Source organism: Streptomyces sp. NPDC044106, from assembly GCF_056433985.1.
This window is the reverse complement of record NZ_JBWKFZ010000011.1, coordinates 298,839-324,113: the sequence shown is the minus strand read 5'-3', so window position 1 is coordinate 324,113 and position 25,275 is coordinate 298,839. Positions and strand designations below refer to the sequence as shown.

Annotated in this window: 25 protein-coding genes and 1 riboswitch; of the genes, 14 read left to right on the top strand and 11 right to left on the bottom strand. The window is 71.7% G+C overall.

What is annotated here, in order from left to right; translation table 11 throughout:
* Nucleotides 1-157 precede the first annotated feature (157 nt).
* Nucleotides 158-1,954, bottom strand: a complete 1,797-nt coding sequence (locus AC07DI_RS22225) for an AMP-dependent synthetase/ligase (RefSeq protein WP_384260796.1) — start codon at nucleotides 1,952-1,954, stop codon at nucleotides 158-160.
* 299 nt (nucleotides 1,955-2,253) lie between these two features.
* Between AC07DI_RS22225 and AC07DI_RS22220 the strand changes: the two genes are divergently transcribed.
* The 6 genes from AC07DI_RS22220 (at nucleotide 2,254) to AC07DI_RS22195 (ending at nucleotide 7,302) form a co-directional block, all read left to right on the top strand.
* On the top strand, nucleotides 2,254-3,024 hold the full coding sequence (locus tag AC07DI_RS22220; protein WP_478905761.1) for a metallophosphoesterase family protein: 771 nt from the start codon (nucleotides 2,254-2,256) through the stop codon (nucleotides 3,022-3,024).
* Between the two features lie 73 nt (nucleotides 3,025-3,097).
* The gene (locus AC07DI_RS22215; RefSeq protein ID WP_384260791.1) at nucleotides 3,098-3,538 is read left to right on the top strand and encodes an SRPBCC family protein; all 441 of its coding nucleotides are present in this window, start codon (nucleotides 3,098-3,100) and stop codon (nucleotides 3,536-3,538) included.
* Between the two features lie 150 nt (nucleotides 3,539-3,688).
* The gene (locus AC07DI_RS22210) at nucleotides 3,689-4,864 is read left to right on the top strand and encodes an ArsA family ATPase (protein WP_478905760.1); all 1,176 of its coding nucleotides are present in this window, start codon (nucleotides 3,689-3,691) and stop codon (nucleotides 4,862-4,864) included.
* Nucleotides 4,865-4,938: 74 nt separating this feature from the next.
* Nucleotides 4,939-5,415: a DUF5304 domain-containing protein gene (locus AC07DI_RS22205; RefSeq protein WP_478905759.1), complete on the top strand. Its 477-nt coding sequence runs from the start codon at nucleotides 4,939-4,941 to the stop codon at nucleotides 5,413-5,415.
* A 52-nt stretch (nucleotides 5,416-5,467) separates the two neighbouring features.
* Nucleotides 5,468-6,421: an ROK family glucokinase gene (locus AC07DI_RS22200; RefSeq protein ID WP_384260783.1), complete on the top strand. Its 954-nt coding sequence runs from the start codon at nucleotides 5,468-5,470 to the stop codon at nucleotides 6,419-6,421.
* Between the two features lie 119 nt (nucleotides 6,422-6,540).
* The gene (locus tag AC07DI_RS22195) at nucleotides 6,541-7,302 is read left to right on the top strand and encodes an endonuclease/exonuclease/phosphatase family protein (protein ID WP_478905758.1); all 762 of its coding nucleotides are present in this window, start codon (nucleotides 6,541-6,543) and stop codon (nucleotides 7,300-7,302) included.
* A gap of 43 nt (nucleotides 7,303-7,345) precedes the next feature.
* Here the strand turns inward: AC07DI_RS22195 and AC07DI_RS22190 are convergent, their stop codons facing one another.
* Nucleotides 7,346-7,969, bottom strand: a complete 624-nt coding sequence (locus AC07DI_RS22190; protein WP_478905757.1) for a hypothetical protein — start codon at nucleotides 7,967-7,969, stop codon at nucleotides 7,346-7,348.
* On the bottom strand, nucleotides 7,962-8,741 hold the full coding sequence (locus AC07DI_RS22185) for an alpha/beta hydrolase (protein ID WP_478905756.1): 780 nt from the start codon (nucleotides 8,739-8,741) through the stop codon (nucleotides 7,962-7,964). Before AC07DI_RS22185 ends, AC07DI_RS22190 begins: the two co-directional genes overlap by 8 nt.
* 144 nt (nucleotides 8,742-8,885) lie before the next feature.
* On the opposite strand from AC07DI_RS22185, the gene AC07DI_RS22180 reads away from it, so the two are divergent.
* From AC07DI_RS22180 to AC07DI_RS22160, 5 genes are all read left to right on the top strand, one after another.
* Nucleotides 8,886-9,641, top strand: coding sequence for a lysophospholipid acyltransferase family protein (locus AC07DI_RS22180; protein WP_384260774.1), 756 nt, complete (start codon nucleotides 8,886-8,888; stop codon nucleotides 9,639-9,641).
* A 51-nt stretch (nucleotides 9,642-9,692) separates the two neighbouring features.
* Nucleotides 9,693-10,937, top strand: a complete 1,245-nt coding sequence (macS, locus tag AC07DI_RS22175; RefSeq protein WP_478905755.1) for a MacS family sensor histidine kinase — start codon at nucleotides 9,693-9,695, stop codon at nucleotides 10,935-10,937.
* A 74-nt stretch (nucleotides 10,938-11,011) separates the two neighbouring features.
* Nucleotides 11,012-11,656 carry a response regulator gene (locus AC07DI_RS22170; protein WP_384260842.1) on the top strand — a complete coding sequence of 215 codons (645 nt, stop codon included), beginning with the start codon at nucleotides 11,012-11,014 and terminating at the stop codon, nucleotides 11,654-11,656.
* Between the two features lie 156 nt (nucleotides 11,657-11,812).
* Nucleotides 11,813-12,850 carry a 6-phosphofructokinase gene (locus tag AC07DI_RS22165; RefSeq protein WP_384260769.1) on the top strand — a complete coding sequence of 346 codons (1,038 nt, stop codon included), beginning with the start codon at nucleotides 11,813-11,815 and terminating at the stop codon, nucleotides 12,848-12,850.
* Nucleotides 12,851-12,919: 69 nt separating this feature from the next.
* Nucleotides 12,920-13,924: a 2-hydroxyacid dehydrogenase gene (locus tag AC07DI_RS22160; RefSeq protein ID WP_384260767.1), complete on the top strand. Its 1,005-nt coding sequence runs from the start codon at nucleotides 12,920-12,922 to the stop codon at nucleotides 13,922-13,924.
* On the opposite strand, the gene AC07DI_RS22155 is transcribed toward AC07DI_RS22160, so the two are convergent.
* Entirely contained in the window at nucleotides 13,867-15,756 is a 1,890-nt protein-coding gene (locus AC07DI_RS22155; protein ID WP_478905754.1) for an anthranilate synthase family protein, read from the bottom strand. The two genes, AC07DI_RS22160 and AC07DI_RS22155, sit on opposite strands and share 58 nt — an antisense overlap.
* A 279-nt stretch (nucleotides 15,757-16,035) precedes the next feature.
* Here AC07DI_RS22155 and AC07DI_RS22150 point away from each other — a divergent pair, with 279 nt between their 5' ends.
* The gene (locus tag AC07DI_RS22150; protein ID WP_384260762.1) at nucleotides 16,036-17,388 is read left to right on the top strand and encodes a class II 3-deoxy-7-phosphoheptulonate synthase; all 1,353 of its coding nucleotides are present in this window, start codon (nucleotides 16,036-16,038) and stop codon (nucleotides 17,386-17,388) included.
* A gap of 135 nt (nucleotides 17,389-17,523) precedes the next feature.
* Nucleotides 17,524-17,790 (top strand): (2Fe-2S)-binding protein, encoded by a 267-nt coding sequence (locus AC07DI_RS22145; RefSeq protein ID WP_478905753.1) that lies wholly within the window; start codon nucleotides 17,524-17,526, stop codon nucleotides 17,788-17,790.
* A gap of 17 nt (nucleotides 17,791-17,807) precedes the next feature.
* Here AC07DI_RS22145 and bfr read toward each other — a convergent pair whose 3' ends face one another.
* Nucleotides 17,808-18,287: a bacterioferritin gene (bfr, locus tag AC07DI_RS22140; protein WP_384260759.1), complete on the bottom strand. Its 480-nt coding sequence runs from the start codon at nucleotides 18,285-18,287 to the stop codon at nucleotides 17,808-17,810.
* A gap of 165 nt (nucleotides 18,288-18,452) precedes the next feature.
* Here bfr and AC07DI_RS22135 point away from each other — a divergent pair, with 165 nt between their 5' ends.
* Nucleotides 18,453-19,085, top strand: a complete 633-nt coding sequence (locus AC07DI_RS22135) for a sulfite oxidase-like oxidoreductase (protein ID WP_478905752.1) — start codon at nucleotides 18,453-18,455, stop codon at nucleotides 19,083-19,085.
* Nucleotides 19,086-19,135: 50 nt separating this feature from the next.
* Here the strand turns inward: AC07DI_RS22135 and AC07DI_RS22130 are convergent, their stop codons facing one another.
* The 6 genes from AC07DI_RS22130 to thiO all read right to left on the bottom strand — a co-directional run bounded on the left by AC07DI_RS22130 (nucleotide 19,136) and on the right by thiO (nucleotide 25,092).
* On the bottom strand, nucleotides 19,136-19,705 hold the full coding sequence (locus AC07DI_RS22130; protein ID WP_478905751.1) for a DUF4396 domain-containing protein: 570 nt from the start codon (nucleotides 19,703-19,705) through the stop codon (nucleotides 19,136-19,138).
* 82 nt (nucleotides 19,706-19,787) lie between these two features.
* Complete coding sequence (locus AC07DI_RS22125) at nucleotides 19,788-20,672, bottom strand: deoxyribonuclease IV (protein ID WP_478905750.1); 885 nt, start codon at nucleotides 20,670-20,672, stop codon at nucleotides 19,788-19,790.
* A 126-nt stretch (nucleotides 20,673-20,798) separates the two neighbouring features.
* Nucleotides 20,799-22,748, bottom strand: coding sequence for a Stk1 family PASTA domain-containing Ser/Thr kinase (pknB, locus tag AC07DI_RS22120; protein ID WP_478905749.1), 1,950 nt, complete (start codon nucleotides 22,746-22,748; stop codon nucleotides 20,799-20,801).
* 107 nt (nucleotides 22,749-22,855) lie between these two features.
* A complete protein-coding gene (locus tag AC07DI_RS22115; RefSeq protein ID WP_478905748.1) occupies nucleotides 22,856-23,650 on the bottom strand; it encodes a thiazole synthase in 795 nt (264 codons plus the stop codon).
* A 6-nt stretch (nucleotides 23,651-23,656) separates the two neighbouring features.
* On the bottom strand, nucleotides 23,657-23,869 hold the full coding sequence (thiS, locus tag AC07DI_RS22110; RefSeq protein ID WP_384260743.1) for a sulfur carrier protein ThiS: 213 nt from the start codon (nucleotides 23,867-23,869) through the stop codon (nucleotides 23,657-23,659).
* Nucleotides 23,866-25,092 (bottom strand): glycine oxidase ThiO, encoded by a 1,227-nt coding sequence (thiO, locus tag AC07DI_RS22105; RefSeq protein WP_478905747.1) that lies wholly within the window; start codon nucleotides 25,090-25,092, stop codon nucleotides 23,866-23,868. The genes thiS and thiO overlap by 4 nt, the downstream gene beginning before the upstream one ends.
* A riboswitch (TPP riboswitch) is annotated at nucleotides 25,090-25,203 on the bottom strand. Its footprint overlaps the gene before it by 3 nt.
* Nucleotides 25,204-25,275: the final 72 nt, after the last annotated feature.

The following is a 25,275-nucleotide window of genomic DNA, read 5'->3' as shown; positions in this document are numbered from 1 at the left end:
CCAGCTTCAGGGGCGCGGGGAACTGCGCGAGCAACCACGTACGACCGAGAGTCGCCCTCCAAGCTCGCCTCCACGGCGAGTGGTGCGCGAGCAACCAGCCACAACCGAGAGCCGCCATCCGATACCGCCCCCACGCCACGTGGGCGCCCCGCCAACGCTACCCGCGGTAAATCGCCTCGATCTCGTCCGCATAGTCCTTCGCCACAACATTCCGCTTCAGCTTCAGCGACGGCGTCAGATGCCCCGACTCCTCCGTGAACTGGGAGCCGAGGACGCGGAACTTCCGGACGGACTCCGCCTTGGAGACCGCCGCGTTGCCGTCATCCACCGCCCCCTGGATCGCGGCGAGCAGATCCGCGTCCTCACGCAAGGACGCCGCCGTGGAGCCGGCCGGCTTCCCGTGCTCCGCGGCCCAGCGGCCCAGGAACTCGTCGTCGACCGTGACCAGCGCGCCCACGAAGGGGCGGCCGTCGCCGACGACCATGCACTCGGCGATCAGCGCGTGCGCGCGGATGCGGTCCTCGATCACGGCGGGGGCGACGTTCTTGCCGCCCGCGGTGACGATGATCTCCTTCTTGCGGCCGGTGATGCGCAGATAGCCGTCCTCGTCGAGCGTGCCGATGTCACCGGTGTGGAACCAGCCGTCGGCGAGCGCCTCTTCGGTCGCGCCCTCGTTGTTCCAGTAGTGGGAGAAGAGGTGCTCACCGTGGAGGAGGACCTCGCCGTCGTCGGCGATGCGGACCACCGAGCCCGGCAGCGGCTGGCCGACCGTGCCGATCTTCTGACGGTCCCACGGATTGAAGGCGGTGGCCGCACAGGACTCCGTCAGGCCGTACCCCTCAAGGACCGTGAAGCCGATGCCGCGGAAGAAGTGGCCGAGGCGCTCACCGAGCGGCGCGCCGCCGGAGATCGCGTACTCACCGCGTCCGCCGAGCACCGCCCGCAGCTTGCTGAAGACCAACTTGTCGAAGACCCGGTGCTTGATCCGCAGGCCGAGGGACGGCCCCGACGGCGTGTCGAGCGCGCGGCTGTACGCGATCGCCGTGTCCGCGGCCTTGTCGAAGATCTTGCCCTTGCCGTCGGCCTGCGCCTTGGCGCGCGCCGAGTTGTAGACCTTCTCGAAGACGCGCGGCACGCCGAGGACCATGGTCGGCCTGAAGGACGCCAGTTCGTCGGTGAGGTTCTTGACGTCGGGCGCGTGGCCGAGCTTGATCGGCGCCATCAGCGCGGCGACCTCGACGAGCCGTCCGAAGACGTGCGCGACGGGAAGGAAGAGCAGGACCGAGCACTCGCCGGTACGGAAGAGGGGCTTGAGGCGCTCCACGACGTTCCCGCACTCCGCGAAGAAGCTGCGGTGGGTGAGCACGCAGCCCTTGGGGCGGCCCGTGGTGCCCGAGGTGTAGACGATCGTGGCCGGGTCGTCGGCACCGGCCGCCGCGCTGCGCTCGTCGACGGTCTCGTCCGGCACGTCGGCGCCCGCGCGGTGCAGCTCGTCGACGCCGCCCTTGTCGATCTGCCAGACATGGGCGAGCGCGGGCAGCCGGTCGTGCACGGACTCGACGGCCGCGGCGTGCGCGTCGAGCTCCACGACGCAGGCGACGGCGCCGGAGTCGCCCAGGATCCACTGGATCTGCTCGGCCGAACTCGTCTCGTACACCGGCACGGTGACCGCGCCCGTGCTCCAGATGGCGAAGTCGAGAAGCGTCCACTCGTACCGCGTGCGGGACATCAGGCCGACGCGGTCGCCGGGGCGCACGCCCGCGGCGATCAGGCCTTTGGCGGTGGCGCGCACATCGGCGAGGAAGGCCTTGGCGGTGACGTCCTGCCAGCGCCCTTCGACCTTGCGGCCGATGACGGCGACATCCGGGTGCTGCGCGGCATTTCTGCGGACGATGTCGGTCAGATTGCCGTCCGCAGGGACCTCGTACAGGGCCGGAAGGCTGAACTCGCGCAAGACTGCTGCTCCTACATAGGGCGCCGGCGCCACGACGTTGTGTGCTGCGACGGTGCGGTCCAAGATCGGGCAGGCGCTCAGTCGAGATGAGGGGCTGAGCACTACTGGACTGCCCGGACGTTACCCATCGGTATGGCTTGTTCGGTAGGGGGGCGGGCCCAGATGTTCGGTGCGTCACACGTCGCTGTTGTCTGCGTCGCACAGTACGCCACGCTCTTCCCGACTCGGAAGTAACCGCAGGTCCGGCCGCTGCCCTGGGCCTCTACCCTCCGCGCGGGCACCGTCCTAGGGTGATCGGCATGCCAGCTTTCCGGGTCAACGTGGTCAGTGACGTGCACGGCAACGCCGAGGGTCTCGCCCGCGCGGGGGACGGCGCGGACGCGCTCGTCTGCCTCGGCGACCTCGTGCTCTTCCTCGACTACGCGGACCACTCGCGCGGCATCTTCCCCGACCTCTTCGGCGCCAAGAACGCGACCAGGCTGGTGGAACTGCGCACCGCCCGCCGTTTCGAGGAGGCCAGGGAGTTCGGCGGCCGGCTGTGGGCGGGCGTGGACCGGGGCGCGGCGATCGAGCGCGCCGTCCGCAAGCAGTACGCCGAAATGTTCGCGGCCTTCCCCACCCCGACCTACGCCACCTACGGCAACGTCGACATCCCGGCCCTGTGGTCCGAGTACGCGAGGCCCGGTACCACCGTCCTTGACGGCGACCGGGTCGAGATCGGCGGCCGTGTCTTCGGGTTCGTCGGCGGCGGGCTGCGCACCCCGATGCGTACCCCCTACGAGATCAGCGACGAGGAGTACGCCGCCAAGATCGAGGCGGTCGGCGAGGTCGACGTCCTGTGCACGCACATTCCGCCGGACGTCCCCGAGCTCCTCTACGACACCGTGGCCCGCCGCTTCGAGCGCGGCAGTCGCGCGCTGCTCGACGCGATCCGCGGGACCCGCCCCAAGTACGCCCTCTTCGGCCACGTCCACCAGCCGCTGGTCCGGCGCATGCGCGTCGGCGCGACGGAGTGCGTGAACGTCGGGCACTTCGCCGGGTCCTCCCGGCCCTGGGCCCTGGAATGGTGACGGCGCGGCGCGCGGTAGCCTTCACGCGGTACGTACACGCCCATCCCGGACCGCATCTGGAGGAGCCACAGCGATGGCCGAACACACCAGCTCGAGCATCACGATCGAGGCGGCACCGGCCGAGGTGATGGGAGTGATCGCCGACTTCGCCCGCTATCCGGACTGGACGGGAGAGGTGAAGGAGGCCGACGTGCTGGCCACCGACGAGCAGGGCCGCGCCAAGGAGGTCCGGCTCGTCATGGACGCCGGCGCGATCAAGGACGACCAGACGCTCGGCTACACCTGGACCGGCGACAACGAGGTCAGCTGGACCCTCGTCAAGTCCCAGATGCTCCGCTCCCTGGACGGCTCGTACCTCCTGCGGCCCGTGGGCTCCGGCACCGAGGTCACCTACCGCCTCACCGTCGACGTCAAGATCCCCATGCTCGGCATGATCAAGCGCAAGGCCGAAAAGGTCATCATCGACCGAGCCCTGGCGGGCCTCAAGAAGAGGGTCGAGTCCAAGGAAGCCTGAGAAGGGGAAGCAGGGCGAAGCCCTTGCTCCCAGGGGCGCGGGGAACTGCGCGAGCAACCACACCCGGCCGAGAGCCGCGAACAAGCAGCCTCTCCCACGGCGAGTGGGCGCCCCCGCCCCCACCCCCGGCCTGACGTACCGTTCACCCTTATGCGCACCCTCCTCGTCACCGGCCCCGGCGGCTCCGGGCGGACCACGCTCGCCGCGGCCACCGCGCTCGCCGCCGCGCACGCCGGGCACCGGGTCCTCGTGCTCTCCGCCGACCGTGCCGACACCCTCGGCGCGGTGCTCGGCGGGCCGGACACGCACCCCGGGCTCACCACCCGGCGGCTCGCCCCCGACGACCGCTTCCGCGACGATCTGGTCGCCCTGCAGGAACGTGCCTCCTCCGCCCTCGACCTGCTCGGCGCCGAGCGGCTCGACGGCGAGGAGCTGACCCCGCTGCCCGGGGCCGAGGAGCTTGCCCTGCTGCGCGCCCTGCGCGACGCCGACGCCGACGACGCCCACGACACGCTGATCGTCGACCTGCCGCCCACCCCCAAGGCCCTCGCGACCCTCGCCCTCCCCGAGCAGCTCCGCCGCTACCTGCGCCGCCTGCTCCCGCCCGAGCGGCAGGCGGCCCGCGCCCTGCGCCCCATGCTCGGCCGCCTCGCGGGCGTCCCCATGCCGGCCGCCTGGCTGTACGAGAGCGCGGCCCGCCTCGAGGACGAGCTCGCCGCCGTCCAGCGCGTGATCGAGGCGCCCACCACCACCGTCCGGCTGACCGCCGAGCCGGGCCCCGCGGGCGCCGACGCCGTCCGCGCCGCCACCACCGGCCTGGCCCTGCACGGCCTGCGCACCGACCTCCTGATCGCCAACCGGATCCTCCCGGACGCGAGCGCCGACACCTGGCTGGCCGGGCTCTGCGCGCAGCAGCACAAGACGCTGGACGAGTGGGAGTCGGCGTACGACCACGTCGGCAGGGTTCCCCACCTCGGCCGCGACCCCCGCGGCGCCGAGGACCTCGAAGCCCTCGGCCTGACGGCGCCCGGCCCTGCCCCCGCCGCCGTCACCTGGCCCGTCACCGAAGCCTCCGCCGTCACTGACGCCTCCGGCGACGGAAGCCACGCGTACGTCTGGCACATCCCGCTCCCCGGCGTCGGACGCGACGAGCTCGGCCTGATCCGGCGCGGCGACGAGCTCGTCGTCACCGCGGGCCCCTTCCGCCGCATCGTCACCCTGCCGTCCGCGCTGCGCCGCTGCACCGTGGCGGGGGCCGGACTGCGCGAGGGCGAGCTGCGGGTGCGGTTCGCGCCCGATCCGGCTCTGTGGCCGCGCGGGAACTGAACCTCGCCGTGACCCGGCCCCACGCCCGCACGGCCGGTGAACACGGGACCGCCATTCGGGTAACGTCGAGTGGTATGAGCGATGCGACCGAGCGCGAAGCCTCCGAAGTCGACGCCGACGCCTGGGAGCAGGCGTGCGCCGAGGATCTCGCGGCCGAGCAGGCCCGCCGCCGCGCGCAGTACGGCACCCCGCCGGGGTCGGCCGCCGAGGAGCTGCTCAAGCTCGTCGACGCCGTCTCGGAGAAGCTCTCCGGGCTACGGTCGCCGCTGCTCGGCGCGGTCGCGCAGGGCGCCGTCGAGCAGACCCTCAAGCAGGTCGTCCGGGAGGCGAAGGCCGTCGTCGAGCCGGTCATCGAACGCAACCCCGACGTCTTCGACCACCTCGCGGCGGCCGGCTCCGAGCTGCTCGCCGCCTACCGCTCGGCGGCCCGGGGCCAGGAGGGCCGGTGGACCCGCGGCGACGGTCCCGACGGCGGCGCGAAGGGCGCCGCGGACTCCCCGGAGCGCCGGGGCGAGGGCCCCGCGGCCGGGGAACACATCGATCTGGACTGACCCCCCTCGGGTACGGTGGGCCGTAGCGGGGCTCGATCGAACTGAGGGATTCATGGGACTCACCATCGGCGTCGACATCGGCGGCACCAAGATCGCGGCCGGAGTGGTCGACGAGGACGGCAACATCCTCTCGACCTTCAAGGTGCCGACCCCTGGGACTTCCGAGGCCATCGTCGACGCGATCGCCTCCGCCGTGGCGGGCGCGCGGGCCGGGCACGAGATCGTCGGCGTCGGGATCGGCGCCGCCGGCTACGTCAACCGCCAGCGCTCCACGGTCTACTTCGCGCCGAACATCGACTGGCGGCAGGAGCCGCTGAAGGAAGAGGTCGAGAAGCGCGTCGGCCTGCCGGTCGTCGTGGAGAACGACGCCAACGCCGCGGCCTGGGGCGAGTACAAGTTCGGCGGCGGCAAGGGCCACCGCAACGTCATCTGCATCACGCTCGGCACCGGTCTCGGCGGCGGCATCATCATCGGCAACAAGCTGCGCCGCGGCCACTTCGGCGTGGCCGCCGAGTTCGGCCACATCCGGATGGTGCCGGACGGCCTGCTCTGCGGCTGCGGCAGCCAGGGCTGCTGGGAGCAGTACGCCTCGGGGCGCGCCCTCGTGCGGTACGCCATGCAGCGGGCGAACGCCACTCCCGAGAACGCCGAGTACCTCCTCTCGCTGGGCGACGGCACCCCCGAGGGCATCGAGGGCAAGCACATCTCGATGGCCGCGCGCCAGGGCGACCCCGTCGCCATCGACTCCTACCGCGAGCTGGCCCGCTGGGCGGGCGCCGGCCTCGCCGACCTGGCGTCGCTCTTCGACCCGTCCGCGTTCATCGTCGGCGGCGGCCTCTCGGACGAGGGTGAACTGGTCCTCGACCCGATCCGCAAGTCCTTCAAGCGCTGGCTCGTCGGCGCCGCCTGGCGCCCCGAGGCCCAGGTCATCGCGGCCCAGCTGGGCAACGACGCGGGCCTTGTCGGCGCGGCGGACCTGGCGCGGGAGCCTGATCCCGTCATGTGACGCGGTCGCCATGCGGCCCGGTGACGGGGGCGCCGCCCATCGCGCTGCGCGCTCGTCCTCAAACGCCGGACGGGCTGGGATTTCCCCGGCCCGTCCGGCGTTCGCGTATCTTGATCGTCATGCCGACGAGCCCGCTCTCTACGCTGCCCAACTCCTGCACCGAAGCCGATGGTTCGGCCGTCATCCGGGTGCTCAGCTACAACATCCGCTCGATGCGCGACGACACCGCCGCGCTCGCCAGGGTCATCTCCGCCTGCGCCCCCGACCTCGTCCTCGTCCAGGAGGCCCCGCGGTTCTTCCGCTGGCGCAAGAAGCTGGCCCGCCTCGCGCGCGCGGCCGATCTGGTGATCCTCTCCGGCGGCGGCACCGCGGCGGGCCCCGCGCTGCTCTGCTCCCTGCGCGCCACGGTCGAGCGCACCGAGGACGTGCTGCTCCCGCTCACCCCGGGCCTGCACCGGCGCGGCTTCGCCACCGCCGTCGTACGGTTCGGCGGCGCCAGGATCGGCGTCCTCAGCGCTCACCTCAGCCTGCAGGGCGAGGAGCGGTACGCGCAGGGCGGGATGCTCCTCGACCGGCTCGCCGGGATGGGCGTGGAGCACGCGGTCGCGGGCGGCGACCTCAACGAGCGGCCGTCAGGACCGACGTTCCGCAGGCTCGCCGACGTGCTCCAGGACTGCTGGTCGGCGCGGCCCTGGGGCGGCGAGCACACCTCGACGCCTGCCGACCCGCACCAGCGCATCGACGCGCTCTTCGCCACGCGCGGCATCGAAGTGCTCGGCTGCGGCGTGCCGTTGGACCTGCCCGGGGTGAGCGAGGCGGACCTGCGGGCGGCCACGGACCACCTGCCGGTCCTGGCCGCCCTCAGGGTCCCGGCGAGCTAGGTTTCCTGCCCCCGGGGGGGGGGGGGGGGGAGGGCGCAGGCTCTCAGACGACGGCGCCGCGCCCCGGGTCGTCGTTCTCCTCGTCGTCGCCGCTGTTCATCCGCACCACGAGGGTGGCGAAGCCGCCCAGGAAGCCGCCGATGCCGAGCGTGGTCAGCCACCAGGTCATCTGCCAGCCGAACAGCACCGCGAGCAGGATGAGCAGCGGGCCGCCGAGCACGGCGAGCCAGGCGAACTTGGCCGTCACGTCGGCCTCGGGCAGCGGCGGCGGCTCCGGAGGCACGAAGTGCCCCTCGTCGTCGGCGTCGAAGTCGCTCTCGGAGGGCTCCGGCGCGGTGTAGTCGCGCGGGCCGCCGACGCCGGGCGCGAACGAGACGGAGCTGCCGAGCGGCTTGTCGGGGCCGGACTTGTCGTCCGGCGAGTCGGTCGGGGTCTTCGCCGGGCCGCCCGCCGTGCCGTTCGTCTCGCTCTCCAGGAGCGCCAGGTCGTCGACCGACTTGAAAGGCTTGGCGCCCGGCGGGTCCGCGGGCTCCTCGCCGTACCCCGCGACGATCGCCTGCCAGGCGGCGTCCTCGTCCAGGGGCAGGCCCCCGCCGGGTGCCGCGCCCTCGGGGATCTTCTCGGGCTCGCGGCTCTCGTCGCGGTCCGCCGCCTCGTGCTCAGCCACCGGTGGCCGTCCCTTCCTTACCGACACTGGGGGCGATCCGGCCGACGAACGTGTGGCTCTCCTCGAAAATCCGGTCCGCGTCATAGTCCAACGTCGCGACGTGGTAGCTCTGTTCCAGCAGGATCTCCGTGACGTCCGTGGAGGAGACGCGGCCGAGGATCCGGGCCGAGTCGGCGGGCGGCACCACATGGTCACGCGGGCTGTGCAGCACCATCAACGGCTGGGTGACCTGCGGCAGTTCGGCGTCGACGAGACGGAAGAAGCGGCGCAGCGAGTGCGCGGCGTGCAACGGGATCCGGTGGTAGCCGACCTCCTCGGAGCCGGGCCTCGCGATGTCGCTGACGATGCCCTTCGTGCTCGGCAGGAGGTGCCGGGCGACCGGCAGCGCGTGGGCCGCGAGACCGTGCACCTTGTTCCCCGGGTTGACCAGGACGAGACCGCTGACCGCGTCCCCGTGCTTCGCGGCCAGGCGCAGCGCGAGGGCCCCGCCCATGGAGAGCCCGAACACGAAGACCCGCGCGCACCGGTCGAGGAGGTTGTACAGCTCGCGCTCCACCTCCGCGTACCAGTCCTGCCAGCCGGTGGCCTGCATGTCCTCCCAGCGGGTGCCGTGCCCGGGAAGGAGCGGCAGCGAGACGGTGAGGCCGCGCTCCGCGAGGTACTCGGCCCAGGGGCGCAGCGACTGCGGGGATCCGGTGAAGCCGTGGCAGAGCAGGACGCCGACCTCGCCGCCTTCGTGGCGGTACGGCTCGGCTCCGGGGAGGACCGGCACTTCGGTCTCCTTCGTGTGAGGTGGGAGTACTTCACCGTACGCGACCGGACTGACACCGACCAGGGTCGTCGGGCCCATTGGCGCTACCGCGGGTTAAGGTCTGATCCACAGATACAGGAGGCACTCGGTTTGATCTACGGCGCAATGAAGGTTGCCATCGGAGGGCCGCTGAAGCTCGGCTTCAGGCCCTGGGTGGAGGGCCTTGAGAACGTTCCCGCCGAGGGCCCCGCGATTCTGGCCAGCAACCACCTCTCGTTCTCGGACTCCTTCTTCCTCCCCGCGGTCCTCGACCGCAAGGTCACCTTCATCGCCAAGGCGGAGTACTTCACCTCGCCGGGCGTGAAGGGCAAGCTCACTGCGGCCTTCTTCAAGGGCGTGGGCCAGCTGCCCGTGGACCGCTCCGGCGGACGCGGGGCGGGCGAGGCGGCCATCAGGAGCGGCATCGAGGTCCTGGAGCGCGGCGAGCTCTTCGGCATCTACCCCGAGGGCACCCGCTCGCCCGACGGGCGTCTCTACCGCGGCAAACCGGGTGGCCTCGCGCGTGTGGCGCTCGCCACCGGCGCCCCCGTGCTCCCCGTCGCGATGATCGACACCGAGAAGATCCAGCCGCCCGGCAAGGTGCTGCCGAAGCTGATGCGTCCCGGCATCCGGATCGGCGAGCCGCTCGACTTCCGGCGCTACCAGGGCATGGAGCAGGACCGCTTCGTGCTGCGCGCGCTGACCGACGAGGTCATGTACGAGATCATGAAGCTCTCCGGCCAGGAGTACGTCGACATGTACGCGACGGCCGCCAAGCGCCAGATCGCCGACGCGGCCAAGGCCGCGAAGGCGGCCGAGAAGGCTGCGGAGCAGAGCGCGGAGAAGACCGCGGAGCAGGACGCCGGGAAGAAGGCGGGCTAGCCGAGAAGCAGGCGGGCCGGGGGACGGGCGTCGCGGGGGGAACCGGGGGAGATGGCCAGGCGAGAGCAAGTCATGAGGATGTCGGTCGAGCAGCCGCTGTGGCGTGCGCTCACCGCCTACCGCGTACTGACGATGCTGTACGCGATCGGCCTCTTCGTCGCCGCGCACGAGAAGCTGGACCGCCCCTGGCTCGCGGTCGCCTACTACGCGGTGCTCGCCCCCTGGACCCTCGCCACCCTGCCCCGCATCGCGAACGCCGCGAGCTGCACCCGGCGGTTCCTCTTCGCGGACCTGACGGTCGCGATCGCCGGCATCCTGCTCACCCCCCTCGCCGACTCGCAGCAGCGGATCGCCGACGGCGGCCCGACGCTGCCCTCCATATGGACCGCGGGCTCCGTCCTGGCGTTCGCGATCAAGGGCGGCTGGCGCTGGGCGGCGTCGGCGTCCCTCCTCGTGGGGGTCGCCAACGTGGTGCAGCGCGGCGCGTTCAGCCGGGACACCCTGCACAACGTCCTGCTGGTCTGCATCGCCTCCATCGCCATCGGGTACGTCGTGGAGCTGGCCCGCGCCTCCGAGCGCACCCTGGCCCGCGCCCTGGAGATAGAGGCCGCCACCCGCGAGCGCGAACGGCTCGCCCGCGACATCCACGACAGCGTCCTTCAGGTCCTCGCCATGGTGCAGCGGCGCGGCACCGCCATCGGCGGCGAGGCCGCGGAGCTCGGCCGCCTCGCCGGTGAGCAGGAGGTCGCGCTGCGCACCCTGGTCGCCGGGGGCATGGTGCCGGCGTCGCACGTGTCGGAGGACGTCTCGCAGGGTGCTGTCGTACGCGCCGTCGAGGTGCCGGACGACGCCGAACGGGACGACGGGACCCCCTGTGACCTGCGCTCGCTCCTCGTCGCGCACGCGGGGGCGAAGGTCACGCTCTCCGAGCCCGGGGCGCCGGTGCTCCTCGCGCCGGGGGCCGCGAGGGAGCTGGCGGCCGCTGTCGGCGCCGCCCTGGACAATGTCCGCAGGCACGCGGGCGCACAGGCGCGCGCGTGGATCCTGGTCGAGGACGAGCCGGGCGAGGTCATCGTGACCGTCAGGGACGACGGCCCCGGCATCCCGGAGGGGCGGCTCGCGGAGGCCGAGGGGGAGGGGCGGCTCGGGGTGGCCCTGTCGATCCGGGGGCGGCTGCGGGACATCGGGGGCGCGGCCGAGCTGATCTCGGTGCCGGGCCAGGGGACGGAAGTGGAACTGAGAGTGCCGCGCGAAGAGGCGCGGGACGCGCGGGGGAAGGCGGGAAAGGCGAGATGAACGAGCAGCAGAGGCAGGAACCGGCCACGACCCGGGCCACGGAGGGCGCGGCGGCGGCAGGACCCGTCAAGGTCATGGTCGTCGACGACCACCCCATGTGGCGCGACGCCGTCGCCCGCGACCTCGCGGAGGCGGGCCTCGACGTGGTCGCCACGGCGGGCGACGGTGAGCAGGCGGTGCGCCGCGCGCAGGCCGCGGGCCCCGACGTCCTGGTCCTTGACCTGAACCTCCCGCTCAAGCCGGGCGTGCAGGTCTGCAAGGAGCTCGTCGCAGGCAACCCGGCGCTGCGCGTCCTGGTCCTCTCGGCGAGCGGCGAGCACGCCGACGTCCTGGAGGCCGTCAAGTCCGGCGCCACCGGCTATCTCCTGAAGTCGGCGTCGACCGAGGAGCTGATCGACGCGGTCCGCCGCACGGCCGTCGGCGACGCCGTCTTCACCCCGGGCCTCGCGGGCCTCGTCCTCGGCGAGTACCGCCGCCTGGCCACCGAGCCCGCGGCCGGCACCCCCGACGACCCGAAGGCCCCCCGGCTCACCGACCGCGAGACGGAGGTACTGCGCCTGGTCGCCAAGGGCCTGAGCTACAAGCAGATCGCCGAGCGCCTGGTCATCTCGCACCGCACCGTGCAGAACCACGTCCAGAACACCCTGGGCAAGCTCCAGCTGCACAACAGGGTGGAGCTCGTGCGGTACGCGATAGAGCGGGGCCTCGACGACGCGTGAGCGCGAAGCCGCCGCCGCGAAACCCCTCGTACGAGTGAAAGTGCTTGATCAACTGCCCTGCGCCACAAGGGAATTGACCATTCGCACCATCCCTGAGTGACCTGGATCACCATTAGCGTGACTCGCATCAGGTCACTGAGGCGAAGGGACATTTCCATGGGGGCCAAGAAAATTGGCGTACTGACCGGAGGCGGCGACTGCCCCGGGCTCAACGCCGTCATCCGGGGCATCGTCCGCAAGGGCGTGCAGGAGTACGGCTATGACTTCGTCGGCTTCCGGGACGGCTGGCGCGGTCCGCTGGAGGGCGACACCGTCCCGCTCGACATCCCCGCGGTCCGCGGCATCCTGCCGCGCGGCGGCACCATCCTCGGCTCGTCGCGCACCAACCCGTTCAAGGCGGAGAACGGCGTGCGCCGCATCAAGGAGAACCTCGCCAAGCAGGAGGTCGACTCGCTCATCGCGATCGGCGGCGAGGACACCCTCGGTGTCGCCGCGCGCCTCACCGACGAGTACGGCGTCCCGGTCGTCGGGGTCCCCAAGACCATCGACAACGACCTCTCCGCCACCGACTACACCTTCGGCTTCGACACCGCGGTCGGCATCGCCACCGAGGCGATCGACCGGCTCCACACCACCGCCGAATCGCACATGCGCGTCCTCGTCGTGGAGGTCATGGGCCGCCACGCGGGCTGGATCGCGCTCCACTCGGGCCTCGCGGGCGGCGCCAACGTCATCCTCATCCCCGAGCAGCGCTTCGACGTCGACCAGGTGTGCGCGTGGGTGACCTCACGCTTCAAGGCGTCGTACGCGCCCATCGTCGTCGTCGCCGAAGGGGCGATGCCCAAGGACGGCGAGATGGTCCTCAAGGACGGCACGCAGGACTCCTTCGGGCACGTCAGGCTCTCCGGGGTCGGCGAGTGGCTGGCCAAGGAGATCGAGGGGCGCACCGGCAAGGAGGCGCGCACCACGGTCCTCGGCCACGTCCAGCGCGGCGGCACCCCCAGCGCCTTCGACCGCTGGCTCGCCACACGCTTCGGACTGCACGCGATCGAGGCCGTACGGGACGGCGACTTCGGCAAGATGGTCGCGCTCCAGGGCACCAACGTGGTCCGGGTCCCGATCGCGGAGGCCACGGCCAAACTGAAGACGGTGGACCCGGCGCTGTACGCGGAGGTCGGGGTGTTCTTCGGCTGAGACCCTGTGCCCGGCGGGACGGCCCCCGCTCCGGGTGCCGTCCTGTTCGGCGCTCCTTAGACTCGCGCCATGGAGATCCTCGCGTTCGGCGTGCAGTCCGACGAGAAGCCGCTGATCGAGAAGGCCTTCGAGGGGCACCACGACGTCCGCTGCCTCGACGTGTTCCTGAACGAGGACACCGCCCCCATCGCCGCCGGTTACGAGGTCATCTCCTCCAGCGTCAACGCCACCCTGAACAACCGCGTCCTGCAGAGCCTCGCGGCCGGCGGGACGCAGATGATCGCCCAGCGCTCCACCGGGTTCAACAACATCGATTTGCGGGTCGCCGAGCGCCTCGGCCTGACCGTCGCCCGCGTCTCGTACTACTCGCCGTACTCCGTGGCCGAGTTCGCCTGGACCCTCGCCATGGCCGTCAACCGCCGCATCGTCCGCGCGAGCAACCGCACCCGCGACTTCGACTTCCGACTCGACGGCCTGATGGGCCGCGACCTGCGCGGCCGCACCGTCGGCGTGCTCGGCACCGGCAAGATCGGCGAGGCGTTCACCCGGATCGCGCACGGCTTCGGCATGCGGCTGCTCGGCTGGGACGTCGCCGAGAACCCCGCCTGCCTCGGGCTCGGCATGACGTACGTGGAGCGGGACGAGCTCCTCGCCGAGGCGGACCTCGTCAGCCTGCACGTGCCGCTGCTCCCCTCCACCCAGCACCTCATCGGCGCCGACGCGCTGCGGATGATGAAGGACGACGCGATCCTGGTGAACTCCAGCAGGGGCGGCCTGATCGACACCAAGGCCCTGGTCGAGGAGTTGCGCGCGGGCCGCTTCACGGGTGTGGGCCTCGACGTGTACGAGGCGGAGGCGGGCCTCTTCTTCCTCGACAAGTCCCTGGAGGTCGTCGAGGACGACACGCTGGCCCGCCTCGTCACCTTCCCCAACGTCGTGGTCACCTCCCACCAGGCGTACTACACCGTGGACGCGGTCGGCCAGATCATCGACACCACGGTGAGCAACGTCCTCGACTACCTCGCGGGCCGCCGCTCCGAGAACGTCCTCGTCCCGGCCCCGGCCAGGAGCTGACCGAGCAGTTCCCGCACGATCCGGGCCCCGCGCAGCGTCAGCACCGACTCGGGGTGGAACTGCACGCCCGCGAAGGACGGCGCGCGCAGCGCGTGCACCTCGCCGCCGGCCGCGTCCCTGCTGACCTCGACGCCGTGCGCGGCGAGCTCCACCGCCGCGTCGTCGTCGCAGCGCGCCACGAAGCTGTTGTAGAACCCGACGGTCTCGGGCCGCCCGAACAGCTCGATGTCCGTCTGCGCGCCCTGGTAGGGCACTTCCTTGCGCACGATCTCCAGGCCCAGCTCGGCCGCGATCAGCTCGTGCCCGAGGCAGACACCGAGCACGCCGTGCCCATGGGTACGGACGGCCTCCGCGGCCAGCGAGCGCAAGAAGCGCATCTTCGGGTCGGTCAGGTCGGACGGGTCGCCCGGCCCCGGGCCGAGCACGACGGGACCCTCGTGGGCGAGCACCGCCTCCCGCAGCCCCTCCTCGTCGTACCGCCGGACCGACACCGCGAGGCCCGAGGAGCGCAGCACGTGCGCGAGCATCGCGGTGAACGTGTCCTCGCCGTCGACGACGAGGGCGTGCCCCGCCAGGTCGCTCGCGGGCTCCTGCATCCGCAGCCAGAACGGCGCGAGCGATGCCCGCCGGCCGTCGAGCGCCGCCCGCACCCGCGGATCGTCGGCGAGGGCGGGCCCCGCGCCGCCCGCGCGCGGACGCCCCGGACGTACGCCCAGGGCGGCGAGGACCCCGGCGGCCTTCGCGTGGGTCTCGGCGACCTCGCCCATCGGGTCGGAGCCGCGCACCAGCGTGGCGCCCACCGGCACCCGGAGCCGCCCGGCCGCGGTGATGTCGGCGGTGCGGATCAGGATGGGGGAGTCCAGGGTCTGCGCGCCGCCCCCGTCCCTGCCGACGAGGGCGAGGGCGCCCGCGTAGTAGCCGCGGCCCCCGCTCTCGTGGCGCTCGATGACCCGGCAGGCGTTCTGCACGGGCGATCCGGTGACGGTCGCCGCGAACATCGTCTCCTTGAGGACCTCCCGCACGTCCAGGGACGACCTGCCGCGCAACTCGTACTCGGTGTGTGCGAGATGGGCCATCTCCTTCAGGCGCGGCCCGATCACGACACCGCCCATGTCGCCGACCGTGCACATCATCTTGAGCTCCTCGTCGACGACCATCGACAGCTCCTCGATCTCCTTGCCGTCGGCGAGGAAGGCGAGCAGACCCTCCGGGGTGGGCCCGTCGGCGGGGTAGCGGTAGGTGCCGCTGATGGGGTTCATGACGACGGTCCCGCCGGACATCCGCACATGGACCTCGGGGCTGGCCCCGACGAGCGTGCGCTCGCCCGTGTGCACCACGTACGTCCAGTACGCGCCCCGCTCGCCGACGAGCAGCCGCCGGAAGAGCGCGAGGGCGTCGGCCCGGCCGAAGCCCGGGATCCCACCCTCGTACGTACGCCGGATGACGAAGTTGGCGCCCTCGCCCCGGCCGATCTCCTCGCGCAGGACCCGCCCCACGATGTCCGCGTACGCCGCGTCGTCCACGTCGAAGGCGCCGCCCTCGACCCGCACCTCGTGCGCGGGCAGCGCCGCAAGGGCCTCGGCGAGCGGCAGCTCGTGGCGCTCCTCGGGGGTCAGGACGGTCAGCGGCGTGCCGTCGTCGCGTACGTCGAAACCGCGCTCCCTGATCTGCCGGAACGGCACGAGCGCGAGGCCCTCCGGGATGTCCGCGAGCCGTTCGTACGTGCCCGTCGGGCCGATCAGGACCTCGACCGTGTCGTGGTCGCGGCCCGGGGTGCGGCGGCGCAGCAGGGCGAAGGGGCGGTCGTCGGACAGGAGGTCGGTGAGCTGCATCGTTTCGGTTCCTTCTCACTGGGGAGAGGAACGGCCCGCCCCCGGGAAGTCCCCGGAAAACACTGAAGGCCGCCCCTCGGGCGGCCTTCGCGAGTCTGTGTGCGCGCAGAGTCAGTGGGCCGCCGGATGAGCGGGCCACCACCAGTTCGACATCGTCGTCTGCGTACGCATGAGCGGCACGATAACGCATCACGTGTACGGTCGCTCCACTGTGTCGGGTCCGTCTCACTTGGTGAGCGGGGGAATGGACGCTGCCCGGCACCCCGTAATGTTGACGAGGTGACCGTGAACGCTAAGACCACCGCCACCGGTGGCAACACCTGGCGAAACCTGCCCGCGGCGCAGCAGCCCGAGTACCCCGATGCCGAGGCTCTGCGCGATGTGATCGCGGACCTCGAGTCGTATCCGCCGCTCGTCTTCGCGGGCGAGTGCGACCAGCTGCGCGCCCGACTGGCCTCCGTCGCCAAGGGAGAGGCGTTCCTGCTCCAGGGCGGCGACTGCGCCGAGGCCTTCGACGCCGTCTCCGCCGACCACATCCGGAACAAGCTGAAGACGCTGCTCCAGATGGGTGCCGTCCTCACGTACGCGGCGTCCGTGCCCGTCGTGAAGGTGGGCCGCATCGCCGGGCAGTACTCCAAGCCGCGCTCCAAGGGCACCGAGACCCGCGACGGCGTGACCCTGCCGACGTACCGCGGCGACTCGGTCAACGGCTTCGAGTTCAACGAGAAGGCCCGCATCCCGGACCCCGAGCGCCTGAAGCGGATGTACAACGCCTCCGCCTCCACGCTCAACCTCGTGCGCGCCTTCACCACGGGTGGTTACGCGGACCTGCGCCAGGTGCACGCCTGGAACCAGGACTTCGTGAAGTCGTCCCCCTCCGGCCAGCGGTACGAGCAGCTGGCCCGCGAGATCGACAACGCGCTGAACTTCATGCGGGCCTGCGGCACCGACCCGGAGGAGTTCAAGACCGTCGAGTTCTACGCCTCCCACGAGGCGCTGCTGCTCGACTACGAGACGGCGCTGACCCGCGTCGACTCGCGCACCGGCCGTCTTTACGACACCTCGGGTCATATGGTCTGGATCGGTGAGCGCACCCGCCAACTGGACCACGCGCACATCGAGTTCGCCTCCCAGGTGCGCAACCCCATCGGCGTCAAGCTCGGCCCGACCACCACGGCCGAGGAGGCGCTGCAGTACATCGAGCGCCTCGACCCCGACCGCGAGCCCGGCCGGCTGACCTTCATCGTCCGGATGGGCGCCGACAAGGTCCGCGACAAGCTGCCCGAGCTGGTCGAGAAGGTCACCGCCTCCGGCGCGACCGTCGCCTGGATCACCGACCCGATGCACGGCAACACCTACGAGGCGGCCTCCGGCCACAAGACCCGCCGCTTCGACGACGTGCTCGACGAGGTCAAGGGCTTCTTCGAGGTCCACAAGGCGCTCGGCACGCACCCGGGCGGCATCCACGTCGAGCTCACCGGTGACGACGTCACCGAGTGCGTGGGCGGCGGCGACGAGATCTTCGTCGACGACCTGCACCAGCGCTACGAGACGGCCTGCGACCCGCGCCTCAACCGCAGCCAGTCGCTCGACCTGGCGTTCCTGGTCGCCGAGATGTACCGCGACCAGTAGTTTCTCCGCTGTACGCACGTGTGGGGCGCGGATCCGTGTGATCCGCGCCCCACCGGCATATCCGGGGCTTTTGTGTGCCGACCCTCGCGGGTAAGGTTAGGTTAGCCTCACCGATCAATCGGGGCGGCGCTACCGATGAGTCCTGTCCGGGAGGTGAACCGCGTGTACGTCTGCAACTGCTTCGGGGTCACCGAGGCCCAGGTGAAGAAGCACGCGGCGGACGGGGCCTGCACCCCCCGCCAGATAGCGTCGGCCTGCAAGGCCGGCACGGACTGCGGTTCGTGCGTGCGGCGTATCCAGGCGCTGCTCGGCCGGAGCGCGTGCCCCCGCCGTGAACTGGTGGACCAGGGAGAATCGGCGGTGGCGCCGGCTTCCGGGGCCGAGCTCCCCGAGGCCGCCTAGCCTTCCGGCTGCCTGGTCTAGCTGTCCGGCTGCTCGATGAGCTGCGCGATGTAGAGCGCCTCACCCAGCTTCTCGACCAGTTCGAGCTGGGTGTCCAGATAGTCGATGTGGTGCTCCTCGTCCGCGAGGATCGACTCGAAGATGTTCGCGGACGTGATGTCGCCCTTGGTGCGCATCACCTCGATGCCGCGCCTGAGGCGGTCGATCGCCTCCACCTCGACCTGGCGGTCGGCCTGGAACATCTCGGTGACCGTCTGGCCGACCCGGACGTGGAAGAGCCGCTGGTAGTTGGGCAGACCGTCGAGGAACAGAATCCGGTCGGTCAGCACCTCCGCGTGCTTCATCTCGTCGAACGACTCGGACCGGGTGTACTTCGCGAGCTTCGTCCAGCCGAAGTTTTCCTGCATCTTGGCGTGGAGAAAGTACTGGTTGATCGCCGTCAGTTCGGCGGTCAGCTGCTCGTTGAGAAATTCGATGACCTCGGGGTCGCCCTGCATCGCAGAGGCTCCTTCCATAAGGGTTACCGGGCAGGTGACGCGCATCCTTGCACCGGTGTTCGGAGGCCGTCCAGTAAGTGCACGCTTAGTAGGAGTTGCCCCAATCGGCCTCCCCGGGGCTGCGGCTGGTCACGTCCACCGTCCGGGGTCTGTCAGGATGGAGTCATGGGTCAGCCGGCGGAACGCGCATCTCGACAGGCGGCGGAGTCGGAGCTTCCGCCGGGTCAGCGGCTGCAGCGCGGCTGGCCGGTCACGCACTACGGCCCGGTGCCGAAGTTCCGGCCCGAGCGCTGGGAGTTCAGGGTCTTCGGGGCCACCGCGGACGGCGTGAAGCACTGCTGGACGCACGAGGAGTTCTCCGCCCTGCCCTACGACACGGTCGTGGCCGATCTGCACTGCGTCACGAAGTTCAGCATGCTGGGCGCCGAGTGGGGCGGGGTCCCGGCCCGTACGATCCTGCAGATCGCGCCGCCCGCGCCGGAGGCCACCCATGTGATGGTCTGGGCCGAGTACGGCTTCAGCTCGAATCTGCGGATGGCCGACTTCGCCTCGGACCGCACGATTTTCGCCACCCATAAAGGCGGCGAACTCCTCACCGCGGAGCACGGATTCCCGCTGCGGCTCGTGGTGCCCCACCTGTACGCCTGGAAGGGTCCCAAGTGGGTCCGCGGCATCGAGTACATGACCGCCGACCGCCGCGGCTTCTGGGAGGAGCGCGGCTACCACAACCTCGGCGACCCGTGGCAGGAGCAGCGCTACTCCTACCAGGAGGAGCCCGGGGACGGCCCCGAGCTCTGACCTGCGTCCGACCTGTGCCTGACTCGCGCTTGACCTGCGCCTTCGGGTGATCAGTGGTGGTATTGGTGGACCACCGCGTGGCCCTTGCCGCGGCCGATCATCCACTTGTTCACCGGCGTGGTGACCAGGAACGCCACGGCCAGCGAGACGGCGAGGACCCACCAGAACATCGCGTCCGTCAGGTGCGCGTCCATGGCGCCCGGCCACAGCGCGATCACCCCGTTGTCGATCAGCTCCATGACCGCGATGGACAGGGTGTCGGCGGCGAGCGCGACCCGGAACGCCGTCCTGAAATCGACGCCCGCCTTGAGGATGCCGCGCAGGGTCAGCGCGTAACCGAAGGCGAAGGCCAGGACGATCGCGAGGGCCATCGTCGGCATGTTGCCCCAGCCGAACGCGGTGCCGACGATCATGCCGAGCACCTCGCCGATGGCGCAGCCGGTGAGGCAGTGGAGGGTGGCCTGGGCGGCCGTGCGCCAGCTGACCTTGCCGAGGCCGTGCTGGTGGCTGTGGGCGTGGGCGTGGCCGTGACCGTGACCTTGGTGTGCGTGCCCGGCGTGGCTGTCGTGCTCGGAGTGCTTGGCGTGCATGTCGTGAGTGCCGTGCGTGCCGTGCTCCATGAGGTTCCCCCAACGTCGGATAGCGGTTCCTGCCTCCACTGACAGGAACCGTATACCCCCCAGGGGTATTCCTCAAGGATCTCTAGACGCTCCTGAGCTCCTTCAGGCGCGCCACGTCCGCCGCGTGCCCCTCCTTGCCGCCCGGTGTCTCGATGACCAGCGGTACGCCGTCGGTCGCGGGGTGGAGCATCAGCTCACGGAAGGGCTCCTCGCCGATGTGGCCGGTGCCGATGTTCTCGTGGCGGTCCTTGTGGGCGCCGACGACGTCCTTGGAGTCATTGGCGTGCACGAGCTTCAGACGGCCCTCGCCGACCGTGTCGACGAGGAGGTCGAGGGTCTGCTTCATGCCGCTCGGGCCCGTCAGATCGTGGCCCGCCGCGTAGATGTGGCAGGTGTCCAGGCAGATGCCCAGCTTGGGGTGGGCGTCCAGGGCCTCGAAGTACGGCCCGAAGTCCCAGGTGCGCGAGCAGAGCGAGGCGCCCTGGCCCGCGGTCGACTCCAGGAGCAGGAAGGGGTCGTCGTCGTGCGTCAGCTCGTCGAGCAGCGGCAGCATGCGCTCGCGCACCTGCCGCAGGGCGACCGCGCGGTCCCGGCCGCCCGTCGCCGAGCCCGTGTGCACGACGACGCCGAGCGCGCCGATCTCGCGGGCCCTGCGCAGCGAGTGGCGCAGGGAGTCCGCGGACTTCTCGACGGTCGCCTCCGTGTGCGAGCCGAAGTTGATGAGGTAGGGCGCGTGGACGTACGCGGGGATCCGCTCGGCGGCGCAGGCCGCGCGGAACGCCTCGTCCTGCTTCGGGTTGCCGGGCGGGGTCGCCCAGCCGCGGGGGTTGGCGACGAAGACCTGGACGGCTTCGGCGCCGAGGTCCCGGGCGTACGGAAGGCCGACCGTGGCCAGGCCGCCGGCCACGGGGACATGGGCGCCGACGGGGTTGCGGGACGCTGCGCTGGGGGTGTTGTTGCTGCTCACGCCCTCCAGGGTGGCACGGGCGCGGGGGTGCTCCGTCAGCGGTCCGGGACGCGCGGGACCCGCGGGACCCGCTGGGCCCCGGGTACGGGGCTCAGCGGGTCTTCAGGAGCGGACCACGCGCACGGCTCAGCGGATCGTGATGGTGATCGTCGAGTTCTTGGGGGCCTTGTCGCCGCCGTCCACCGACTGCTTCCTCACCTTGTCGCCGAAGATGCCGAGCAGGCCGCGGTCCTCGTCCACCTCGAAGCCCGCCTTCTCCAGCTCGTCCGTGGCATCGTCGACGCTCATGCCGGTCACGTCCGGGACCTCGACCATCGGCGGTCCCTTGGAGATCGTCAGCGTGACCGTGTCGCCCTCGGCGAGCGTCTTGTTCTGGGCGGGTGACTGTGCGGCGACGTTGCCCTTGTCCTCGTCGGAGTGGACCCGCTCGGTGGCGACCTTCGCCTTGAGGCCCTCGTCCTCGAGGTCGGCGATGGCGTCGGCCTCGGACTCGCCCGTCACGTCGGGGACCTCGACCGCGCGGCCCTTGCTGACGACCAGGGCGACGGCCGAGCCCGCCTTGCGGGTGAAGCCGGCCCGCGGGTCCGTGCTGATCACGGAGCCCTTCTTGACGTCGTCGCTGAAGCTCTGGCTGACCATGCCCGGCGCCAGCCCGGAGTTCTTCAGCTCCTTCTCCGCCGTGGCCAGCGGGATCTTTCTGACGTCCGGGACCTTGACGGTCTCCGGGCCCAGCGAGACGGTCAGCGTCACCTTGTCGTTCTGCCGGATGCGCTCGCCCGCCGCGGGGTCGCTGGCCATGACCGTGCCGCGCTTGTCCGTGTCGCTGTACTTGCGCTTGATGTCCTTCACTTCGAGCCCGGCCTCGTCGAGCCGGTCCTTCGCCTGCGCCTCGGTCTTCGCGAGGAGCGGCGGGACCTTCGTGAACTGGCCGGAGTTGATGTACCAGATGCCGGTGCCGAGCCCGAGGACGAGTACGACGGCGGCGATGACCGCGACCATGCGGCGGCGCGGCTCGAACCGCCTGCGGGGCACCGGGGCGGCGACGGGCGGGCCGGCCGGCGGGGTCGCGAGGACGCTGGTGCGGTTCAGCGGGTCCTGGCCACCCTGCTCGCCCTCGGCGGGGAGCGGGAGCTGGACCGACCGGGCCGCGCGCGGGATGACGCTCGTGCGGTCGTCGGCGTTGTCGTGCCCCGTCGCGTGCGCCTGCGGCGGCACCGCGTCGAGCTCCTCCTCAGTCAGGGCGGACCGCGCCTCCCTGAGCTGGGCGAGGAGGGCCACCGCGTCGTACGGACGGACGTCGGGGTGGCGCGCGGTGGCCGAGGCGACCACCTCGTCCAGCGCGACGGCGAGCCCGGGGACGGCCGCCGACGGGGGCGGCACGTCCTGGTGGAGGTGCTGGTAGAGGACCTGGGCGGGGGAGTCGCCGGAGTGCGGCTTGGCGCCGGTCAGCATCTCGTAGAGCACGACCCCGCTGGCGTACACGTCGACGCGGGTGTCCGCCGTGCCGTGCTCGATCTGCTCGGGGGCGAGGTAGGAGACGGTGCCGAGCACGGTGCCGGTCGTGTTCGTGACGGTGTCCACCGCGCGGACCAGACCGAAGTCGGCGACCTTGACCCGGCCGTCGTCCCCTATGAGGACGTTCTCGGGCTTCATGTCGCGGTGCACGAAACCGGCGCGGTGCGCGGCGCCGAGCGCGGCGAGGACCGGCTCCAGGATGTCGAGCGCGGCCCGCGGCTGCAGCGCCCCGCGCTCGCGCAGGACGTCGCGCAGGGTGCAGCCCGCGATGTACTCCATGGCGAGGTAGACGTACGAACCGTCGGTGCCCTGGTCGAAGACGCCGACCACGTTCGGGTGCGAGAGGCGGGCCACCGACTTGGCCTCGCGGATGAAGCGGTCGACGAAGGAGGCGTCGGCCGCCAGCGTCGGATGCATCACCTTGAGCGCGAGCACACGGTCGAGGCGGGTGTCCACGGCCCGGTAGACCGTGGCCATCCCGCCGACCGCGATGCGTCCGTCGATCCGGTAACGGCCGTCGAGCAGCTGCCCGACGAGCGGGTCCTGAAGGGTCGTGTCCACGCAGGGGAGTCTACGAGGCACCACCGACACCTCCACCCGCCCGGGCCGCTTCCCGGCGGGACTGCAGCCGAGCTGTGACGCTCACCGCCGTACCCCCGCGCCCGGCGCTAGAACGCGGGCCGCTCCGGATCGAGCCGCGCCATGCCCGCCGCGGGCGAGGACGCCTCCGCGAAGTGCCTGCGCGGGATCCGCCCGGCCCGGTGCGCGAGGCGCCCCGCCTCGACGCCGTGCCGCATGGCCTCCGCCATCAGGACCGGCTCCTGCGCCCGCGTCACCGCGGAGGCGAGCATCACGCCCGCGCAGCCCAGCTCCATCGCGATCGCCGCGTCGGACGCCGTGCCCGCGCCCGCGTCGAGGATCACCGGCACGCGCGCGTGCTCCACGATCAGCTGGAAGTTGTGCGGGTTGCGGATGCCGAGACCGGAGCCGATGGGCGAGCCCAGCGGCATGATCGCCGCGCAGCCCACGTCCTGAAGCTTCCGGGCGAGCACCGGGTCGTCGTTGGTGTACGGCAGGACCGTGAAGCCGTCGTCCACCAGGACCTCCGCGGCGTCCAGGAGCTCGACCGGGTCGGGCAGCAGGGTGCGCTCGTCGGCGATCACCTCCAGCTTCACCAGATCCGTGCCGAGCGCCTCGCGCGCGAGACGGGCGGTGAGGACGGCCTCGCCCGCCGTGAAACAGCCCGCCGTGTTGGGCAGTACGCGGATGCCGAGCCGGTCGAGTACGGAGAGCACGGAGCCCTGGACGCCCGGGTCGAGGCGGCGCATCGCGACCGTGGTCAGCTCCGTGCCGGACGCGACGAGGGAGCGCTCGAGGACGTCGAGGCTCGGCGCTCCGCCCGTGCCCATGATCAGACGCGAGGAGAGGGTGAGCCCGCCGATGACGAAGGGGTCGTCTGCCATGGTGGTTCAGCCTCCCTGGACTGCGGTGAGTACTTCGACACGGTCGCCATCGGCGAGCGCCGTGGCGGACCACTGCGCGCGCGGGACGACGGTTTCGTTGACGGCGGCGGCGACACCGGAGTGCGCCGAGGACAGGGTGGCCACGAGGGCGTCGAGCGTGGTGCCCGAGGCCACCTCGCGTACTTCTCCATTGAGGGAGACGGCGAAGGGCGTGCTCATGCGTGCTGCTCCATGACGTGCTGCGCGGGGAGTGCGGGGGAGGCGACTTCGAAGCGGCGCGGGGTGAACGGGCGTGCCTCGTCGGGGAGTTCACCGGTGGTCAGGGCGTGCGCCATGACGTCACCGGTGAGGGGCGTGAGGAGGACGCCGTTGCGGTAGTGGCCGGTGGCCAGCTGGAGGCCGGCGAGCCGGGTCGGGCCGAGCAGCGGCGCGTTGTCGGGCGAGCCGGGCCGCAGCCCCGCGCGGGTCTCGGTCAGCGGCAGTTCCGTGATGCCGGGCACGAGTTCGTGCGCGTCCCGCAGCAACTCGTACACGCCACCCGCCGTGACCGTCGTGTCCCAGCCGAGCTCCTCGCTGGTCGCGCCGACGACGAGCTCGCCGTTCTCGCGCGGCACGAGGTAGACGTGGCTGCCGCGCACCACGGCCCGCACGGTGCGGCTCAGGAACGGCGCGTAGGGTTCCGGCACCGTCAGCCGCAGGACCTGCCCCTTCACGGGGCGCACGGGCGGCAGTACGTCGTCGGGGACGCCCGCGAGCCGCCCGCTGAGGCTGCCCGCCGCGAGCACGGTCCGCTCCGCGCCCAGTCCGGTGCCGTCGGCGAGGACGACGCCGTGCGCCCGCTCGCGTACGACCGAGAGGCGCTCGGCCCAGGCGCGGTGGAAGACCACGCCGGCCCGCTCGCAGGCCACCACGAGCGCCGCCGCGAGTCTGCGCGGGTCGATCTGGTGATCGCCGTCGACCCGCAGGCCGCCGCGTACGCCCGGCGCGAGCATCGGCTCCAGACGGCGGCACTCGCGCCCGCTCAGCCACTCCGAGGCGAGCCCCGAACGGCGCTGCAGGGCGTGCAGCTCGCGCAGGTGGGCGCGGTCGTCGGAGTCGAGCGCGACCGCGAGCGTGCCGCAGGCGCGGTAGCCGAGGTCCCGCCCGCTCGCCTCGGTCAGCTCGGCGGCGAAGGCGGGGTAGCGGCGGGCCGATTCGAGATTGAGGCCGAGCAACGTCTGTTCGCCGTAGTGCAGTTCGGTGACGGCGGCCAGCATGCCCGCCGCCACCTGGGCGGCGCCGCCGCCCGGTTCGGGGTCCACGACCGCGACGGAGAGCCCGCGCTGCGCGGTCCGCCAGGCCGTGACCAGGCCGATGATGCCGCCCCCGACGACGAGGACGTCGGTGGTGGCCGACGGCGCCGCCGTAGGGGACGCCGAAGGAGACGTCGTACGTGGATGCATGGGCGTCCAGCCCCTCCCTTCGCCGGCATGACCCGGATCAGGTTCGTACGGTCGGAGGCCGTCCCAGCCTCCCTCTCAGTCCGGTACGCCCGGACTCCCGCGAGTGCTCTGCACCGGCCACCCTAGCCCGTCGCTCCGCGCGGCGTCAGTGGAGCTGTCCGGGTATGAGCAGTGACGATGTGT

Coding starts and splice junctions, on each gene's coding strand:
- AC07DI_RS22220 (WP_478905761.1), top strand. CDS start 2,254: ATGCCAGCTTTCCGGGTCAACGTGGTCAGTGACGTGCACGGCAACGCC.
- AC07DI_RS22215 (WP_384260791.1), top strand. CDS start 3,098: ATGGCCGAACACACCAGCTCGAGCATCACGATCGAGGCGGCACCGGCC.
- AC07DI_RS22210 (WP_478905760.1), top strand. CDS start 3,689: ATGCGCACCCTCCTCGTCACCGGCCCCGGCGGCTCCGGGCGGACCACG.
- AC07DI_RS22205 (WP_478905759.1), top strand. CDS start 4,939: ATGAGCGATGCGACCGAGCGCGAAGCCTCCGAAGTCGACGCCGACGCC.
- AC07DI_RS22200 (WP_384260783.1), top strand. CDS start 5,468: ATGGGACTCACCATCGGCGTCGACATCGGCGGCACCAAGATCGCGGCC.
- AC07DI_RS22195 (WP_478905758.1), top strand. CDS start 6,541: ATGCCGACGAGCCCGCTCTCTACGCTGCCCAACTCCTGCACCGAAGCC.
- AC07DI_RS22180 (WP_384260774.1), top strand. CDS start 8,886: ATGAAGGTTGCCATCGGAGGGCCGCTGAAGCTCGGCTTCAGGCCCTGG.
- macS (WP_478905755.1), top strand. CDS start 9,693: ATGGCCAGGCGAGAGCAAGTCATGAGGATGTCGGTCGAGCAGCCGCTG.
- AC07DI_RS22170 (WP_384260842.1), top strand. CDS start 11,012: ATGGTCGTCGACGACCACCCCATGTGGCGCGACGCCGTCGCCCGCGAC.
- AC07DI_RS22165 (WP_384260769.1), top strand. CDS start 11,813: ATGGGGGCCAAGAAAATTGGCGTACTGACCGGAGGCGGCGACTGCCCC.
- AC07DI_RS22160 (WP_384260767.1), top strand. CDS start 12,920: ATGGAGATCCTCGCGTTCGGCGTGCAGTCCGACGAGAAGCCGCTGATC.
- AC07DI_RS22155 (WP_478905754.1), bottom strand. CDS start 15,756: ATGCAGCTCACCGACCTCCTGTCCGACGACCGCCCCTTCGCCCTGCTG.
- AC07DI_RS22145 (WP_478905753.1), top strand. CDS start 17,524: ATGAGTCCTGTCCGGGAGGTGAACCGCGTGTACGTCTGCAACTGCTTC.
- bfr (WP_384260759.1), bottom strand. CDS start 18,287: ATGCAGGGCGACCCCGAGGTCATCGAATTTCTCAACGAGCAGCTGACC.
- AC07DI_RS22135 (WP_478905752.1), top strand. CDS start 18,453: ATGGGTCAGCCGGCGGAACGCGCATCTCGACAGGCGGCGGAGTCGGAG.
- AC07DI_RS22130 (WP_478905751.1), bottom strand. CDS start 19,705: ATGGAGCACGGCACGCACGGCACTCACGACATGCACGCCAAGCACTCC.
- AC07DI_RS22115 (WP_478905748.1), bottom strand. CDS start 23,650: ATGGCAGACGACCCCTTCGTCATCGGCGGGCTCACCCTCTCCTCGCGT.
- thiS (WP_384260743.1), bottom strand. CDS start 23,869: ATGAGCACGCCCTTCGCCGTCTCCCTCAATGGAGAAGTACGCGAGGTG.
- thiO (WP_478905747.1), bottom strand. CDS start 25,092: ATGCATCCACGTACGACGTCTCCTTCGGCGTCCCCTACGGCGGCGCCG.